The 14,457-nt window shown below is 71.4% G+C and carries 17 protein-coding genes and 1 pseudogene; 8 read left to right on the top strand and 10 right to left on the bottom strand.

Going from position 1 to position 14,457, the window contains the following annotated elements; genetic code table 11:
• From BUB57_RS16555 to BUB57_RS08995, 3 genes and pseudogenes are all read left to right on the top strand, one after another.
• Window positions 1–153 (top strand): annotated as a pseudogene (locus BUB57_RS16555) (electron transfer flavoprotein subunit alpha/FixB family protein); the annotation flags it as partial.
• 113 nt (window positions 154–266) lie between these two features.
• Window positions 267–1,142: a 3-hydroxybutyryl-CoA dehydrogenase gene (locus BUB57_RS09000; protein ID WP_073065527.1), complete on the top strand. Its 876-nt coding sequence runs from the start codon at window positions 267–269 to the stop codon at window positions 1,140–1,142.
• A 147-nt stretch (window positions 1,143–1,289) separates the two neighbouring features.
• Window positions 1,290–1,544, top strand: a complete 255-nt coding sequence (locus tag BUB57_RS08995; RefSeq protein ID WP_073065524.1) for a hypothetical protein — start codon at window positions 1,290–1,292, stop codon at window positions 1,542–1,544.
• Here the strand turns inward: BUB57_RS08995 and plsY are convergent.
• The 4 genes from plsY to BUB57_RS08975 form a co-directional block, all read right to left on the bottom strand.
• Window positions 1,541–2,146 carry a glycerol-3-phosphate 1-O-acyltransferase PlsY gene (gene plsY / locus BUB57_RS08990; protein WP_143159671.1) on the bottom strand — a complete coding sequence of 202 codons (606 nt, stop codon included), beginning with the start codon at window positions 2,144–2,146 and terminating at the stop codon, window positions 1,541–1,543. The genes BUB57_RS08995 and plsY overlap by 4 nt on opposite strands.
• Window positions 2,139–3,407, bottom strand: coding sequence for a dihydroorotase (gene pyrC / locus BUB57_RS08985; RefSeq protein WP_073065517.1), 1,269 nt, complete (start codon window positions 3,405–3,407; stop codon window positions 2,139–2,141). Before pyrC ends, plsY begins: the two co-directional genes overlap by 8 nt.
• A gap of 66 nt (window positions 3,408–3,473) precedes the next feature.
• A complete protein-coding gene (locus BUB57_RS08980) occupies window positions 3,474–4,442 on the bottom strand; it encodes an aspartate carbamoyltransferase catalytic subunit (protein WP_073065513.1) in 969 nt (322 codons plus the stop codon).
• A gap of 160 nt (window positions 4,443–4,602) precedes the next feature.
• Complete coding sequence (locus BUB57_RS08975) at window positions 4,603–5,142, bottom strand: YqgE/AlgH family protein (protein WP_073065621.1); 540 nt, start codon at window positions 5,140–5,142, stop codon at window positions 4,603–4,605.
• Window positions 5,143–5,372: 230 nt separating this feature from the next.
• On the opposite strand from BUB57_RS08975, the gene BUB57_RS08970 reads away from it, so the two are divergent.
• Window positions 5,373–6,173: a protein-disulfide reductase DsbD domain-containing protein gene (locus BUB57_RS08970; RefSeq protein WP_073065509.1), complete on the top strand. Its 801-nt coding sequence runs from the start codon at window positions 5,373–5,375 to the stop codon at window positions 6,171–6,173.
• Here the strand turns inward: BUB57_RS08970 and BUB57_RS08965 are convergent.
• Both BUB57_RS08965 and BUB57_RS08960 read right to left on the bottom strand, forming a co-directional pair.
• Window positions 6,152–6,982, bottom strand: coding sequence for a uracil-DNA glycosylase (locus BUB57_RS08965; protein WP_073065506.1), 831 nt, complete (start codon window positions 6,980–6,982; stop codon window positions 6,152–6,154). The genes BUB57_RS08970 and BUB57_RS08965 overlap by 22 nt on opposite strands.
• 52 nt (window positions 6,983–7,034) lie before the next feature.
• On the bottom strand, window positions 7,035–7,994 hold the full coding sequence (locus BUB57_RS08960; RefSeq protein WP_073065503.1) for an L-threonylcarbamoyladenylate synthase: 960 nt from the start codon (window positions 7,992–7,994) through the stop codon (window positions 7,035–7,037).
• Between the two features lie 117 nt (window positions 7,995–8,111).
• Here BUB57_RS08960 and BUB57_RS08955 point away from each other — a divergent pair, with 117 nt between their 5' ends.
• From BUB57_RS08955 to BUB57_RS08940, 4 genes are all read left to right on the top strand, one after another.
• On the top strand, window positions 8,112–9,803 hold the full coding sequence (locus BUB57_RS08955; protein ID WP_073065500.1) for an acyl-CoA dehydrogenase: 1,692 nt from the start codon (window positions 8,112–8,114) through the stop codon (window positions 9,801–9,803).
• On the top strand, window positions 9,800–10,849 hold the full coding sequence (locus BUB57_RS08950) for an MBL fold metallo-hydrolase (RefSeq protein ID WP_073065496.1): 1,050 nt from the start codon (window positions 9,800–9,802) through the stop codon (window positions 10,847–10,849). Before BUB57_RS08955 ends, BUB57_RS08950 begins: the two co-directional genes overlap by 4 nt.
• Window positions 10,850–10,915: 66 nt before the next feature.
• Window positions 10,916–11,080 (top strand): aa3-type cytochrome c oxidase subunit IV, encoded by a 165-nt coding sequence (locus BUB57_RS08945; protein WP_073065493.1) that lies wholly within the window; start codon window positions 10,916–10,918, stop codon window positions 11,078–11,080.
• 84 nt (window positions 11,081–11,164) lie between these two features.
• Complete coding sequence (locus tag BUB57_RS08940; RefSeq protein WP_234952025.1) at window positions 11,165–11,818, top strand: hypothetical protein; 654 nt, start codon at window positions 11,165–11,167, stop codon at window positions 11,816–11,818.
• A gap of 123 nt (window positions 11,819–11,941) precedes the next feature.
• On the opposite strand, the gene BUB57_RS08935 is transcribed toward BUB57_RS08940, so the two are convergent.
• From BUB57_RS08935 to greA, 4 genes are read right to left on the bottom strand one after another with little or no spacing between them, the layout of a single operon-like run.
• On the bottom strand, window positions 11,942–12,271 hold the full coding sequence (locus tag BUB57_RS08935; protein WP_073065490.1) for an AzlD domain-containing protein: 330 nt from the start codon (window positions 12,269–12,271) through the stop codon (window positions 11,942–11,944).
• On the bottom strand, window positions 12,268–12,993 hold the full coding sequence (locus BUB57_RS08930; RefSeq protein WP_073065614.1) for an AzlC family ABC transporter permease: 726 nt from the start codon (window positions 12,991–12,993) through the stop codon (window positions 12,268–12,270). The genes BUB57_RS08935 and BUB57_RS08930 overlap by 4 nt, the downstream gene beginning before the upstream one ends.
• Window positions 12,994–13,046: 53 nt before the next feature.
• Window positions 13,047–13,979 (bottom strand): hypothetical protein, encoded by a 933-nt coding sequence (locus tag BUB57_RS08925; RefSeq protein WP_073065487.1) that lies wholly within the window; start codon window positions 13,977–13,979, stop codon window positions 13,047–13,049.
• Complete coding sequence (gene greA, locus BUB57_RS08920; RefSeq protein WP_073065483.1) at window positions 13,972–14,442, bottom strand: transcription elongation factor GreA; 471 nt, start codon at window positions 14,440–14,442, stop codon at window positions 13,972–13,974. Before greA ends, BUB57_RS08925 begins: the two co-directional genes overlap by 8 nt.
• Window positions 14,443–14,457: the final 15 nt, after the last annotated feature.

Genomic DNA, 14,457 nt, shown 5'->3' with positions numbered 1-14,457 from the left:
TCGGGCGCGATCCAGCACCTGGCCGGCATGAAGGACAGCAAGGTCATCGTCGCCATCAACAAGGACGAGGAAGCCCCCATCTTCCAGATCGCAGATTACGGCCTGGTCGGCGATATCTTCACCGTCCTGCCGGAACTGACCGAGAAGGTCTGAGCCCGGACAACACCCGCAGTTTCCGCCCGGCGCCACCGGCCCGGGCGGTTACTGGTTGAACACCCAGCCCTGCCGGCCCTATCGTCGCGCAGTATTCCAAGGGAGAATGGCGCATGGCGGTGCAATCGGTGGGCGTGATCGGCGCCGGGCAGATGGGCAACGGGATCGCCCATGTCTTCGCGCTGGCCGGGTATGACGTGCTGCTGAACGACATCTCGGCCGAAGCGATGCAGGCAGCGGTCGCGACGATCGACAAGAACCTCGACCGGCAGGTCAGCCGCGGCAAGGTCTCGGCCGAGGACAAGGCCGCCGCCATGGCCCGCATCCGCACCACCACCGACATGGCCGACATCGGCGCCACCGATCTGGTCATCGAGGCCGCGACCGAGCGCGAGGACGTCAAGAACAAGATCTTCGAATCGGTGCTGCCGCATCTCAAGCCCGAGACGATCCTGACCTCGAACACCTCGTCGATCTCGATCACCCGGCTGGCCAGCCGCACCGACCGGCCGGAAAAATTTATGGGCTTCCACTTCATGAACCCGGTGCCGGTGATGCAGCTGGTCGAGCTGATCCGCGGCATCGCCACCAACGAGGACACCTATCAGACGCTGGTCGGCGTCGTCGCGTCGCTGGGCAAGACCGCCGCCAGCGCCGAGGATTTCCCCGCCTTCATCGTGAACCGGATCCTGGTGCCGATGATGAACGAGGCGGTCTATGTGCTGTATGAGGGCGTGGGCAACGTCCGTTCCATCGACGAATCGATGAAGCTGGGGGCGAATCACCCGATGGGGCCGCTGGAGCTGGCCGATTTCATCGGGCTGGACACCTGCCTGGCGATCATGAACGTGCTGCACGACGGGCTGGCCGACACCAAATACCGCCCCTGCCCGCTCTTGGTGAAATACGTCGAGGCCGGCTGGCTGGGCCGCAAGACCGGCCGCGGCTTCTACGACTATCGCGGCGAGACCCCGGTGCCGACGCGCTGAGCGGCGCCGCCGGACCGGGGGCCAGCCCCCGGACCCCCGGGATATTTGCGACCGCCCGAAGCCCTGCAGGTGGGGGTGTTCGGAGGCACGGCGGAACCATCCCGCGGCGCCCCGCTTTCACCCTTGCGTAGCAGAAGGATTGGGCTCATGCGCGATTTCTTTGTCCGCTGGCTGGAACGGCTTGTCGATGTGATCGTGGTCCTAGCCGCGATCGGGATCATTGCCGCCGCCGTGATCTCGATGAACCACCCGGCCGGCGGCCTGCATTCGCTCATCATGGTGCTGGTGGGCGGGTTCATCAACCTGACCCTGATCGCCGGGTTCATCTATCTGCAGATTGGCATCTACCACAACACCCGCCGCACCGCCGAGGCGGTCGAGGCGCAGCTGCACCGCCCCTAGCCGCGGCGCTTGCCGGCGCCGATCCGCGGCTCGGTCCCCGCCCGCAGCCGGGCGATGTTCTCGTGGTGGCGCAGGAAGATCAGCGTCGCCATGAACAGCGTCACCGCCGCCAGCCCGGGCTGCCCCATGGCCAGCGCCAGCACCGGCGCCGACGCCGCCGCCACCAGCGCCGACAACGACGAGATGCGGCTGAGCGCCGCGGTCAGCAGCCAGATCGCGCAGAGCCCCAGCCCCAGCGGCCAGGCCAGCGCAATCACCGTGCCCAGAAAGGTGGCGACGCCCTTGCCGCCGCGAAATCCCAGCCAGACCGGGTAGAGATGGCCCAGGAACGCCGCGCCCCCGGCGACCAGCGCCGCGCCCTCACCGCCAAGCCAGCGCGCCAGCAGCACCGCGGCGGCGCCCTTGCCGCCGTCCAGCAGCAGCGTGGCCAGTGCTGCGCCCTTGTTGCCGGTGCGCAGCACATTGGTCGCGCCGATATTGCCAGAGCCGATGCTACGCAGATCGCCAAGCCCCAGCGCCCGGGTCAGCAGCACCCCGAACGGCACCGAGCCCAGCAGATAGCCCAGCCCCGCCGCCGCCCCCAGCAGCATCGCATCAGCCATTCCCGAACACCCGCGCGCCGCCGACCCAGGTGCCCAGCACCCGCCCCTCCATCCTTGTGCCGTCGAAGGGGGTGTTCTTGGACTTGGACTGCAGGGCGAAACGGTCGAGGATGAAGGGCGCATCCGGGTCGAACAGCACCAGATCGGCGGGCGCGCCCACCGCCAGCCGCCCGGCGTCCAGTCCCAGCCGCCGCGCCGGGTTCAGCGACATCGCCCGCCACAGCTGCGCCAGCCCGACGCCGCCCTGATGGTAAAGCCGCATCGCCGCCGGCAGCAGGGTTTCCAGCCCCACCGCGCCCGGGGCCGCAACCTCGAAGGGCAGGCGCTTGGCCTCTTCGTCCTGGGGGGTGTGGAAACTGCCGATCACGTCGATACGGCCCTCGGCCACCGCCTCGACCATGGCCATGCGGTCGTCCTCGGAGCGCAGGGGCGGGGTCAGGCGGAAAAAGGTGCGATAATCGCCGACGTCGAACTCGTTCAGCGTCAGATGGTGGATCGAGGTTCCCGCGGTCACGTCCAGCCCCGCCGCCCGCGCCCGGTCCAGCACGACCAGCGAATCGGCGGTGGTGATCTGGTCGGCGTGCCAGCACACCCCCGTCGCCTCGACCAGCGCCAGGTCGCGTTCCAGCCCCATGCGCTCCGCCAGCGGCGTGACCGAGGGCAGCCCGTAGAGCGAGGCGAACTTGCCGCTGGTCGCCGCCGCCCCGCGCGACAGCCCGGGGTCCTGCGGATGGCCCACGATCAGCGCGCCAAGATCGCGGGCATAGGTCATGCAGCGCGACAGCAGCTTGGTATTTTCGACCACCCGCACCCCGTCGGTAAAGGCCAGCGCGCCCACGTCGCGCAGGAACCCCATCTCGACCATCTCGCGCCCATCGCGGCCACGGGTCAGGGCGGCCTGATGGCGGATGCGCACCAGCTGCCCGGCGGCGCGGCGGGTGACGAACTCGAGCGATTCCGGCGTGTCGATCGGGGGCAGCGTGTCGGGACGCGTGACGATCGTGGTCACCCCGCCCGCCGCCGCCGCCAGCGCGGCCGAGCGCATGGATTCGCGGTGCCGCTCGCCCGGCTCGCCGATCTTGACGCCCCAGTCCACGATCCCGGGCGCAAGACAACGCCCGTCGCAATCGATCACCCGCGCACCCTCGGGGGCATCGTCATCCAGCGCCACGATCACGCCGTCCTCGACGGTCAGGCTGCCGGGTTCGTCGCTCAGCGCCTCGGGGTCGATCAGCCGGGCGTTCTGGAAATGCAGGATCATGGTTTACGCGCCCGGAGTTCTTTCTGGTTCAAATACCCATGCGGCCGCGACGAAGGGGCCATGGCTTCAGACATAGGTCCCCTCCTCCGCCGCCCGCGCCCCGCGCTCGGCCCGCAGGTTGCGCGCCAGCAGATCCATGGCGGCCATGCGCACCGCCACGCCCATTTCCACCTGGTGCTGGATCACGCTGCGGTTGATGTCGTCGGCGATGGTGCCGTCTATCTCCACGCCGCGGTTCATCGGGCCCGGGTGCATGACGATGGCGTCGGGTTTCGCGAGCGCCAGTTTCTCGGCGTCCAGCCCCCAGCGGTGGTAATATTCGCGTTCCGAGGGGATGAAGCCGCCGTCCATCCGTTCCTTTTGCAGGCGCAGCATCATCACCACATCGGCGTCGCGCAGCCCTTCCTCCATGTCGTGGTGGACCTCGCAGCCCCATTCGCCCGCGCCCGAGGGCATCAGCGTCGCCGGCCCGACCAGCCGCACCCGGTTTTCCATCTTGCCCAGCAGGATCAGGTTGGATCGTGCCACCCGCGAATGCGCGATGTCGCCGCAGATCGCCACGGTCAGCCGGTGCAGCCGCCCCTTGGCCCGGCGGATGGTCAGCGCGTCCAGCAGCGCCTGGGTCGGGTGCTCGTGCCGCCCGTCGCCGGCGTTCACCACCGCGCAATTCACCTTTTCCGCCAGCAGGTTGACCGCGCCGGAATGGGGGTGGCGCACCACCAGCAGGTCGGGCTGCATCGCGTTCAGGGTCAGCGCGGTGTCGATCAGCGTCTCGCCCTTCTTCACGCTGGACTGGGCGACGGCCATGTTCATCACATCCGCGCCCAGCCGCTTGCCGGCGAGCTCGAAACTGGACTGGGTGCGGGTCGAGGCCTCGAAGAACAGGTTGATCTGCGTCAGCCCCTGCAGCGCATCGCCGTGTTTCACCGTGCGCCGGTTCAGCGCGACATAGGTCTCGGCTAGGTCGAGCAGCGTGGTAATCTCGGGGGGCGAGAGCTGTTCGACGCCAAGCAGGTGGCGGGCGCGGAACATCATGGCGGGCCTCCGGTTCACGACTGGGCTTCTCTATCGCAAACCGGGGCCGGGCGGGCAAGCGTCACCGTCGCCCGTCTGCCCCCTCGCCGCCTGCTGCCGTCTTTGGTGTGGAAATATCCTGGGGGGGAGTCCTGCAGGGACGGGGGCAAAGCCCCCCTTCTCAGGCCCGCCCCGCCGCCGACGACAGCGCCAGCGGGTCCACGCCCAGCGATTTCAGCGCATCCTGCCATTTGCGGGCGTTGTCGGCGCCGAAGACCAGCTCGTCGCGGGCCTCGGCGGTCAGCCAGCCGTTGGCCAGCATCTCGTTTTCCAGCTGGCCCGCGCCCCAGCCGGCATAGCCCAGCGACAGCACCGCCCGGTCGGGGCCGCGGCCCTGCACGATGTCTTCCAGGATATTGCGGGTGGTGGTGACCCCCAGCGGCAGGCCGCCGATGCGGACCCTGCCCGAGCCCTCGTCATCGGGCACGCCCTCGGGCAGCGGGTGCAGCACGAAGCCGCGCCCGGGCTCGACCGGGCCGCCGAAATGCACCGGCACCGGCGGATCGCGGCCCTCGGTCGGGATGCCCAGCTGGTCCATCAGCTCGGCAAAGCCGATCCCGGGCAGCGGCTTGTTCAGCACGATGCCCATCGCGCCCTCGTCCCCGTGCGCGCAGATCAGCACCACCGCGTGGGAAAAGCGCGGGTCGGTCATCCCCGGCATCGCGATCAGCACCTTGCCGGTCAGATTGTCGCGGGGGATGGCGCCGCGAGCGTCGGCGGCGGCATCGGGCGCAGGCGTCGATTGGTCGGTCATGGCGCATCCTTTCCCCTGCAACATCGGCATCCGCCGCCCGCGGCGCAAGCCCGGCCGGCCGCAAGCGCCCCTGCTGCCGCAGGTCCATGGCGCAGTTGTGACTTTCCCCCCGCCGCCGCCGCACCTAGATCGGGGGCATGAGATGTCGTGCCGCCCTTGTCGCCCCGCTGCTGGCCGCGCTGCTGGCATCCCCTGTCGCCGCCGCCGCGCAGGAGCTGCCGCCCGGGCTGAAATCCGCCCGGCTGCTGCCTGCCTATCCCACCGCCGAGGGCACCTGGATGACCGCGCTGCGGCTGGAGCTGCAGCCGGGGTGGAAGACCTACTGGCGCAGCCCCGGCGACAACGGCGTGCCGCCCGGCTTCGACTGGGACGGCGCCGGGAACATCGGCGCCGCCACCCTGCACTGGCCGGTGCCCGAGATCATCGAATCCGCCGGAGAGCGCACGCTGGGCTATCACGGCGCGCTGGTGCTGCCGATCGAGATCACCCCCGCCACCCCCGGCACCCCGGTCACCGGCAGGGTCGGGGTCGAGCTGGGCCTGTGCGAATCCATCTGCGTGCCCGCGCATCTGACGCTGGACGCCCCGCCCCTGGCCGACACCCCCGACCCGGGGATCGAGGCCGCGCTGGCGCAGGTGCCGCAGCCTCAGCCCGCGCTGCTGGACTGCCGGGTGACCGAGATCGAGGACGGGCTGCGCGTCGCCGTCTCGGCCCCCGCGACCGGCGGCAACGAGATCGCGGCGGCGCTGGAACATGACGGCGGCGAAATCTGGGTCTCCGCGCCCGAGCTCAGCGAAGCCGGGGGGCGGATCACCGCGACCTCGGATTTCGTGGCGCCCTCGGGCAAGCCGTTTGCGCTGGACCGGGGTGCCGTGCGGCTGACGCTGGTCGACGGGACCGGCGGCGCGGTCGAATATCAGGGCTGCGGGCCGGCCTGAAGCCGCGCCTGCAGCGACAGCAGGTCCGCCCAGGAATCCCGCTTGGCGATCGGGTTGCGCAGCACATAGGCGGGGTGCGCCATCGGCAGCACCGGGCGACCGAAACCTTGCGCCCATTGCCCGCGCAGCCGCAGGATCCCCTGCCGCCCCAGCACCGCCTGGCAGGGGGTGTTGCCCATCAGCACCAGCACATCCGGCGCCGCCAGCTCGACGTGGCGGGCGACAAAGGGCAGCATCGCGTCGATTTCCGCCTGCTCCGGGCGGCGGTTGCCCGGCGGGCGCCAGGGCAGCACATTGGTGATGTAGAGCGCGCGTTCGGCATCCACCGCCTGCCGCGACAGGCCGATGGCGGCGAACATCTGGTCCAGCAGCTGCCCGGCGCGGCCGACGAAGGGGCGGCCCTGCCGGTCCTCTTCCTCGCCCGGGGCCTCGCCCAGGATCATCACCCGCGCGCCCGGGTTGCCGTCGGCAAAGACGAAGTTGCGGGCGCCGCGGCGGATCTCGAGCCCGTCGAAATCCTGCATCAGCGCCGCCAGTTCGGACAGGTTGCCGGCGCGGGCGGCCATTGCGGTGGCCTGCGCGGGCAGGTCGATCTGAGGCGCGGGCGCCGCGGCGGGGGCGGCGGCAGGCATCCCGGCCAGCGCCGGCTGCGGGCTGGCCGGCGCGGGCGCGGGGGCAATCTCGGCGTAGCGGTCCACGGGGCCGTCAAGGATCGGCTCGTCCGCGCCCATCTCGCGCTGCCAGTCCAGCAGCGCCAGCGCGGTGGCAGCGTCCAGGGGGGTTCCCTTCCAGATCGGCTCGGCGGTCATGGGTGCAAGGCTAGGCGCAGGGACGCGCCGCCGCAATGGCGCGGCACCCGGATCACCGCGGCGCCGCCGCGCGGGCCAGCCGGTCGTTGATCGCCAGCCCCAGCCCCTGCGCCGGGATCGGAGCCACCGCGATGGGCAGGCCGCGGCGGTCGGCCGCGCGCAGCGTGTCGAACAGCCGCGCGGCGGCCTCGGCCAGATCGCCCGAGGCTGACAGCGTCAGGTCGCCCGCCACCGGTCCGAAACCGATCAGCGTCTCGCCCGCCCGCGCCGCCTGCGCGCCCAGCCGGACCGGCGCCGCGGGGGCGTAGTGGCTGAGCAGCTGGCCCGGCGAATCGGGCGCATCCCCGTCCACTGCGGCGCGGGCCAGGGGGTGGCCCAGCACCGATTCCACAGCCTCGGCCGCGACGCCGCCGGGGCGCAGCAGCACCGCCGCCCCGTCCCGCCAGCCGATGATGGTCGATTCGACCCCGACCGGGCAGGCGCCGCCGTCCAGCACCGCGGCGATGCGCCCCGCCAGCCCGCCGTCCGGGTCCAGCACATGCGCCGCCGTGGTCGGGCTGATCCGCCCCGAGGCATTGGCCGAGGGCATCGCCAGCGCCAGCCCCGAGTCCCGCAGCACCGCCTGCGCCAGCTTATGCGCCGGCACCCGCAGCCCGACGCTGTCCAGCCCTGCCGTCACGATCCCGGCGATGCCGGCGTCCGCACGCAGCGGCACCACCAGCGTCAGCGGCCCGGGCCAGAAGGTGCGGGCCAGCGCCTCGGCCTCGCCCTCCAGCCGGCCGATCCGCGCGGCGGCCGCCATATCGGCGCAATGCACGATCAGCGGGTTGAAGGACGGCCGCCCCTTGGCCTGATAGATCCGCGCCACCGCCGCCCCGTCGCGGGCATTGGCGGCCAGTCCATACACCGTTTCCGTCGGCAGGGCGACGGTCCCGCCCTCGGCCAGCAGCCGCGCGGCGCGGGCGATGCCCGAGGCATCGGGACGCAGGGTCAGGGTGGAAACTGCGGGCATCTTGTCTCTTTGCGGGGTTGCAGCGGGCCGACGGGACATTAGGGTTGCGGCCGGAAAACGGACATACGCGCATGAGGCCGGATTGCAACGCCCTGCGCAGCACATAAGGGAACGCCCATGGCCTATCGCGCGCCGGTCGAAGACATCGCCTTTATCCTGGACTCCGTGGTCCCGCTGGCCGGGATCGCCGCGACCGAGCGCTTTGCCGAAGCCACCCCCGAAACGGTTTCCGCCATCCTGACGGAGGCGGGGCGGCTGGCGACCGAGGTGCTGGCGCCGCTGAACCGCAACGGCGACCTGACCCCGGCGCGGCTGGAAAACGGCGCGGTGCGCTCGTCCCCCGGTTTCGACACCGGCTTTGCGGCGCTGGCCGAGGGCGGCTGGATCGGGCTGTCGGCCGACCCCGAATACGGCGGCGCCGGGCTGCCGCAGACGCTGAACGTCGCCGTGGCCGAGATGTTCGCCGGCGCCTGCCTGTCGCTGCAGCTGAACCCGCTGCTGACCCAAGGCCAGATCGAGGCGCTGCAGCACCACGCCAGCGACGAGCTGCGCGCGCTCTATCTGCCCAAGCTGATCTCGGGCGAATGGAACGGCACCATGAACCTGACCGAGCCGCAGGCGGGTTCCGACGTGGGGGCGCTGACCACGCGGGCGGAACGCGCCGACGACGGCACCTATCGCATCACCGGGCAGAAGATCTTCATCACCTGGGGCGACAGCGACGTGAACGAGAACACCTGCCACGCGGTGCTGGCGCGCCTGCCCGACGGGGGCAAGGGCACCCGCGGCATCAGCCTGTTCATGGTCCCGAAATACCTGCCCGACGACAACGGCAAGCCGGGGGTGGCCAACAGCCTCAAGGTGGTGTCGCTGGAACACAAGATGGGCATCCACGGCTCGCCCACCTGCGTGATGAGCTATGAGGGCGCCAAGGGCTGGCTGATCGGCCAGGAACACAAGGGCATGGCCGCCATGTTCACCATGATGAACGCGGCGCGGCTGGCGGTGGGGATGCAGGGCGTCGCCGTGGCCGAGGCCGCGTTGCAGCAGGCCGCCGCCTATGCGGCCGAGCGCGCGCAGATGGGCGCGATCATCACCCACCCCGACGTGCGCCGGATGCTGGCGGTGTCGCGGGCCGAGGTGTTCGCCGCCCGCGCCATCGGCCTGGCCTGCGCGCAGGCGCTGGATCTGGCAGCGGCGACGGGCGAGGACGGCTGGACCGCCCGCGCCGCCTTCCTGACCCCGATCGCCAAGGCCTACGGCACCGATGTCGGCTGCCGCGTCGCAGATACCGGCGTGCAGGTCCACGGCGGCATGGGCTTCATCGAGGAAACCGGCGCCGCGCAATATCTGCGCGACGTGCGCATCACCCCGATCTACGAAGGCACCAACGGCATCCAGGCCATCGACCTGGTGCTGCGCAAGATGATGGACGGGGGCGAGATGGCATTCGCCCTGATCGACGAGGTTCTGGCCGGGGCCGATGCGGCGCAGGACGCCCTGCCGGACCTTGCCGCGCCGCTGCGCGAGGCCGCGCAGGCACTGCGGGCGGCGACCGAATCGCTGCTGGCGTCCTCGCAGCCCGACCGGCTGGCCGGGGCGACGCCGTATCTGGCTGCCTTCGCCCGGGTGCTGGGCGCGCATTTCCACCTGATCGCCGCGCAAAAGGGCGCCGGCGCGCGCGCGGCGCTGGCCCGCATCTACATCACCCGCATCCTGCCCCGGAACGCCGGCGACCTGGCCGAGGCGAGCGCCGGCATCGACCAGCTGGCCGCGATCCCCGACGACGCCTTCGGGCTGGGCGCATGACCTCGGGCGCCCGCACGGCCGAGGGCGTGCGCCATCCCTGGCCCGAGCCCCCGCCCGAGGGGCAGGCCACCGAAGTGGCCGAGGGCGTGCTGTGGATGCGCCTGCCGCTGCCGATGCGGCTGGACCACGTCAACGTCTATGCGCTGCGGGACGAGGACGGCTGGACGGTGGTCGACACCGGCTTCGACACCGGCCGCGGGCGCGAGATCTGGGGGCGGCTGCTGGCCGGACCGCTGGCGGGCGCGCCGGTGGTGCGGGTGCTGGCCACCCACCAGCACCCCGACCATATCGGGCTTGCCGGCTGGTTCGTCGCGCGCGGCGCCGAGCTGTGGACCAGCCGCACCGCCTGGCTGTTCGCGCGGATGCTGGCGCTGGACGCGCAGGAGCGCGCGACCGCGGAACAGATCGCCTTCTGGCGCCGCGCGGGGATGGACCCCGACCGGCTGGCGCAGCGCGCCTCCGAACGGCCGTGGAACACCGCCGACGTGGTTCACCCGCTGCCGCTGGGGTTCCGCCGCGTGCGCGAGGGCGAGACCCTGCACCTCGGCGGCCGCCGCTGGCTGGTGGCCATGGGCGAGGGGCATTCGGCCGAACACATCACCCTGTGGTCGCAGGACGACGATCTGGTGATCGGCGGCGACCAGCTGCTGCCGGGGATCTCGCCCAATCTCGGGGTCTATCCGACGGAACCGGGGGCGAACCCGGTGCAGGACTGGCTGGACAGCTGCACCCGGCTGGCGGCGCTGGCCCGGCCCGGGCAGCTGGTGCTGCCCGGCCACAAGCTGCCTTTCACCGGCCTGCCCCTGCGGCTGACGCAGCTGGCGGACAACCACGAATCGGCCCTGCGCCGCATCGCGCAGGCGCTGGCGGATCAGCCCCGCACCGCGGTCGGCTGTTTCGATGTGCTGTTTTCCCGCCGCATCGGCGACGCCGAATACGGCCTCGCGCTGGTCGAGGCGGTGGCGCATCTGAACGCACTCGCCGCTCGCGGGATTGTGCGGCAGGCCGGCCACGACGCCCATGGCGCCGTGCTGTGGAGGGCGTGACAGCGCGCGCGGATTGGGCTAGCCATGGGCGCGACAGGACAAAAAGCCGCAGGGGACCGACCGCAGATGGCCACGACGCATGATTCCACCCATACCGCCGCCGCGCATGTGCCGGGCACGATGGACGCCACCGCCCAGGAGCGGACCTTCGTCGGCTTCGTCCGCTTCATGGCCTGGGCGGGCGGGCTGTCCATCGCAGTGCTGATCTTCCTGGCGCTGGCCAACGCCTGACGCCCCTTCGCCGGACCGGCCTCGACACCATCACACCAACCGCCGCCCTGCCCCCGGGCTGGCGACCGCAAGGAATTGCCTGACATGCTGATGCAACGGCGCGCATTTCTGGTGCTGGGCGCGACCGCCGCGGTCGCTGCCTGCGCCGAACGCAAATGGGACGACGAAAGGGCGCTGAACGGCGCGCGCTATGTCTCGAACGAACCGCCGTCGATCACCCTATTCACCGTCATCGGGATTCCGCGGGGCGAGGGCGGGCATTCCGCGCTGATGGTCAACGGCAGCCAGCGGGTGATCTACGACCCGGCCGGCAGCTGGGAACACCCGCGCATCCCCGAGCGCAACGACGTGCTTTACGGGATCACCGACAACTTCAAGCGCTTCTACATCGACTACCACGCGCGCGAGACCTACTGGGTGGCCGAGGATACGGTGTTCGTCCGCCCCGAGATCGCCGAGGCCGCGATCCGCGCGGTCGAGGCGCAGGGTGCCTCGCCGAAATCCTTCTGCGCGGTGAACACCGGCAAGGCGCTGTCGCGCGTCCCGGGGTTCGAGGGCGCGCCGACCGGGTTCAGCCCGCTCAAGCTGCGCAACTGGTTCCTGACCCTGCCCGGCGTGCAGTCGAAGCGCCATCAGGACGGCGATCCCGACAACAACCACGACGTGCTGCTGCGCCAGAAGGACGGCTCGATCGAGGGCTACCAGAACGGCCGCCTGATCCGCACCGCCGCGCAGTAAGCCGCGCTGCGCAACCTCCGGCCGGCAAGACACGCCCAAAGCGTGCCCGCCTCCGATCTTCTGTCTGAAATATCCGGCGGGATCGTCGTATACGATGATGGGGGCGCGCAGCCCCCGGCTTGCCTAGCCCAGCCAGAAGCCTGCGGTCAGCACCACCCCGCCGACGATGATCGCCCACAGCGTGCTGCGGGTCAGCAGCCCGGCCGCCACCGTCGCCGCGGCCGCGGCCAGCCGCATCGGGTCGGGGGTGCCGCCGGTCGCCGGCGGCCAGATCACCAGCGGCGCGACCAGCGCCGGCAGCACCGCCACCGCGGTGTAGCGCAGCCAGCGCCCGGCCCATTCCGGCACCGGCCGGCGGCCTGCCGCGCCCAGGAACGACCAGCGCAGCAGGAAGGTGCCGACCCCCAGCGCCAGGATCACGAACCAGATCGCGGCATCCGAATATCCGCTCACTCCGCGCGCCCCTCATCAAGCTGCCGGGCGGCGGCGCGGCGGGCCTGCCGCCCCTCGAACCAGGCGCCGGCGGCCATGCCCAGCGCTCCGGCCACCAGCACCCCGGTCCCCGAGGGCATCCCCGACAGAACCAGCGCCACCACCACCGATACCGCCGCCGCCACCACATGGGCCACGGTGCGCAGCATCGGCGCGATCAGCGCCAGAAAGGTGATCGGCACCGCGAAATCCAGCGGCCATTCTGCCGGAATCATCTTTCCGGCGGTGGCGCCGACCCAGGTGAACAGCACCCACGGCAGGCACAGCACCGGCGACAGGCCGAACAGATAGCCCACCCGCTCGGCCATGGTCATCCGCGGCTCGCGCTCGAATCGCTGCACCGCCATGCCGTAGCTCTGGTCGATCAGCACAAAGGCGATCACCGCCCGCTGCCAGGCCGGCGCCCGCCCCAGCCATGGGGTGAGCGAGGCGGAATACATCGCCATCCGCAGGTTGATCGCCAGCGACGACAGCAGCACCACGATCACCGGGGCGTGCTCGCTCATCAGCTGCACGGCGCTGAACTGCGAGGCCCCGGCCAGCACCAGCACGGAAAACCCCATCACCTGCAGGATATCCAGCCCCGCCGCCGTCGCCACCACCCCGAACAGGATCGCGAACGGCGCCAGCACCAGCAGGAACGGAAAGGCGTGCAGGAACCCCATCCGCGCCGCCCGCCACATCGCGGCGTCGCGGGCCGGCGCCGGACCCGGTTCCGCCGGTCCGCTCCCCGCCATCAGCCGAACATCCCCGTCACCTGCGCCAGCAGCGCGAATCCGCGCCCCGAGCGGGTGTCGGACAGCGCCACCAGCGCCTCGTCGGACAGCTCGGCGGCGATTCTTGTCAGGGTGCGGTCATATTGCCGCAGGAAATGGTGGGCGGCGTCGCGGAACACCTCGTCCGTGCGCATCAGCCCGGCGGCGATCTCGGCGGCGGTGTCGTCGCCGCTGGCCAGCGCCGCCAGCGCCGACCCGCGCTCACCCTCGAGGAACCGCCGCCACAGCGGCGCCGACAGCGCGGCGCGGTCCAGGTCGTCGGCATAGATCCCGTGCTGCGCCAGCAGCGTCACCACATCCTGCGCGGCGCGGATGGTGCGGGCGGCCTCGGGGTCGGCCAGCGAGGCCCGCAGCGCCGCGATGGCGCGATGGTCGTCGGGCCCGTCGGGAAAATTCAGCGCCGCGATCAGCTCGGCCGGGGGGACGGCGACCGGGGCGGGCTGCTCGAACGGCAGGTCGCCCTGCCGCGTCTCGGGCTGCGCCCGCGCGGGGCGCGGGGTTGCGGCGGCCGAGGGGGTGCGGGGCGGCGGCGGGGCGGCGCCCGGATCACGCCCGGGCGGCATCGCCGCGCGCGCGGTCTGGGCCGAATCGCCGCCCCCGTCGCCCGGGGCGCCGCGCATCAGGTCCAGCTGCGCGCGCAGCAGCACCGATTCGCGCTTCAGCTCGGCAGTGGCGCCGGCCAGCGCCACCGCCAGCCAGATCAGCGCCACCGGCAGCAGCACCCCCGCCAGCGACAGCAGCCGCGCCAGCCCGGACAGCGGCGCGCCCTCGGGGCCGAACAGCCAGAACAGCGCCACCAGCAGCAGCCACGCCGCCGTGACGGCCGCGCCCACCACCACTGCGCGGTCGCGGCCGGCGGTCAGCCGGTGCAGCCATCCGGTCAGCTCATTCATAACGGATCGACAGGATCTCGTAGCTTTTCTGCCCGCCGGGGGTGACGACATCGACGCTGTCGCCCTCGTCCTTGCCGATCAGCGCCCGCGCCAGCGGCGAGCGCACGTTCAGCAGCCCGCGTTCCAGGTCGGCCTCTTGCTCGCCGACCAGCATATAGGTCTTTTCCTCGTCGGTGTCCTCGTCCACCAGCGTGACCCTGGCGCCGAACTTGACGCTGCCCGACAGTTTCGCGGTGTCGATCACCTCGGCGCGAGAGATGATCATCTCCAGCTCCTTGATCCTTCCCTCGATGAAGGACTGCTTTTCGCGGGCCGAGTGGTATTCGGCGTTCTCCGACAGGTCGCCGTGTTCGCGCGCCTCGGCGATGGCGCGGATCACCGCGGGCCGGTCCTCGGTCTTGAGCGCGCGCAGCTCGGCGTCGAGCTGGTCGAACCCCGCGCGGGTCATCGGTATCTTTTCCATCCGGTCCTCGTGTAG

The organism is Paracoccus solventivorans (assembly GCF_900142875.1).
Taxonomy (GTDB): Bacteria; Pseudomonadota; Alphaproteobacteria; order Rhodobacterales; family Rhodobacteraceae; genus Paracoccus; species Paracoccus solventivorans.
The sequence above is the reverse complement of the archived record's forward strand: the minus strand, read 5'-3'. Positions and strand labels throughout refer to the sequence as shown.

Excerpts from the sequence above, each read along its gene's own strand:
- greA (WP_073065483.1), bottom strand. The coding sequence starts at position 14,442 with ATGGAAAAGATACCGATGACCCGCGCGGGGTTCGACCAGCTCGACGCC.
- BUB57_RS08970 (WP_073065509.1), top strand. The coding sequence starts at position 5,373 with ATGAGATGTCGTGCCGCCCTTGTCGCCCCGCTGCTGGCCGCGCTGCTG.
- BUB57_RS08940 (WP_234952025.1), top strand. The coding sequence starts at position 11,165 with ATGCTGATGCAACGGCGCGCATTTCTGGTGCTGGGCGCGACCGCCGCG.
- BUB57_RS08925 (WP_073065487.1), bottom strand. The coding sequence starts at position 13,979 with ATGAATGAGCTGACCGGATGGCTGCACCGGCTGACCGCCGGCCGCGAC.
- BUB57_RS08995 (WP_073065524.1), top strand. The coding sequence starts at position 1,290 with ATGCGCGATTTCTTTGTCCGCTGGCTGGAACGGCTTGTCGATGTGATC.
- BUB57_RS08950 (WP_073065496.1), top strand. The coding sequence starts at position 9,800 with ATGACCTCGGGCGCCCGCACGGCCGAGGGCGTGCGCCATCCCTGGCCC.
- BUB57_RS08945 (WP_073065493.1), top strand. The coding sequence starts at position 10,916 with ATGGCCACGACGCATGATTCCACCCATACCGCCGCCGCGCATGTGCCG.
- BUB57_RS08975 (WP_073065621.1), bottom strand. The coding sequence starts at position 5,142 with ATGCCGGGGATGACCGACCCGCGCTTTTCCCACGCGGTGGTGCTGATC.
- BUB57_RS09000 (WP_073065527.1), top strand. The coding sequence starts at position 267 with ATGGCGGTGCAATCGGTGGGCGTGATCGGCGCCGGGCAGATGGGCAAC.
- BUB57_RS08930 (WP_073065614.1), bottom strand. The coding sequence starts at position 12,993 with ATGTGGCGGGCGGCGCGGATGGGGTTCCTGCACGCCTTTCCGTTCCTG.
- plsY (WP_143159671.1), bottom strand. The coding sequence starts at position 2,146 with ATGGCTGATGCGATGCTGCTGGGGGCGGCGGCGGGGCTGGGCTATCTG.
- BUB57_RS08960 (WP_073065503.1), bottom strand. The coding sequence starts at position 7,994 with ATGCCCGCAGTTTCCACCCTGACCCTGCGTCCCGATGCCTCGGGCATC.
- BUB57_RS08980 (WP_073065513.1), bottom strand. The coding sequence starts at position 4,442 with ATGATGTTCCGCGCCCGCCACCTGCTTGGCGTCGAACAGCTCTCGCCC.
- BUB57_RS08965 (WP_073065506.1), bottom strand. The coding sequence starts at position 6,982 with ATGACCGCCGAGCCGATCTGGAAGGGAACCCCCCTGGACGCTGCCACC.
- BUB57_RS08955 (WP_073065500.1), top strand. The coding sequence starts at position 8,112 with ATGGCCTATCGCGCGCCGGTCGAAGACATCGCCTTTATCCTGGACTCC.
- pyrC (WP_073065517.1), bottom strand. The coding sequence starts at position 3,407 with ATGATCCTGCATTTCCAGAACGCCCGGCTGATCGACCCCGAGGCGCTG.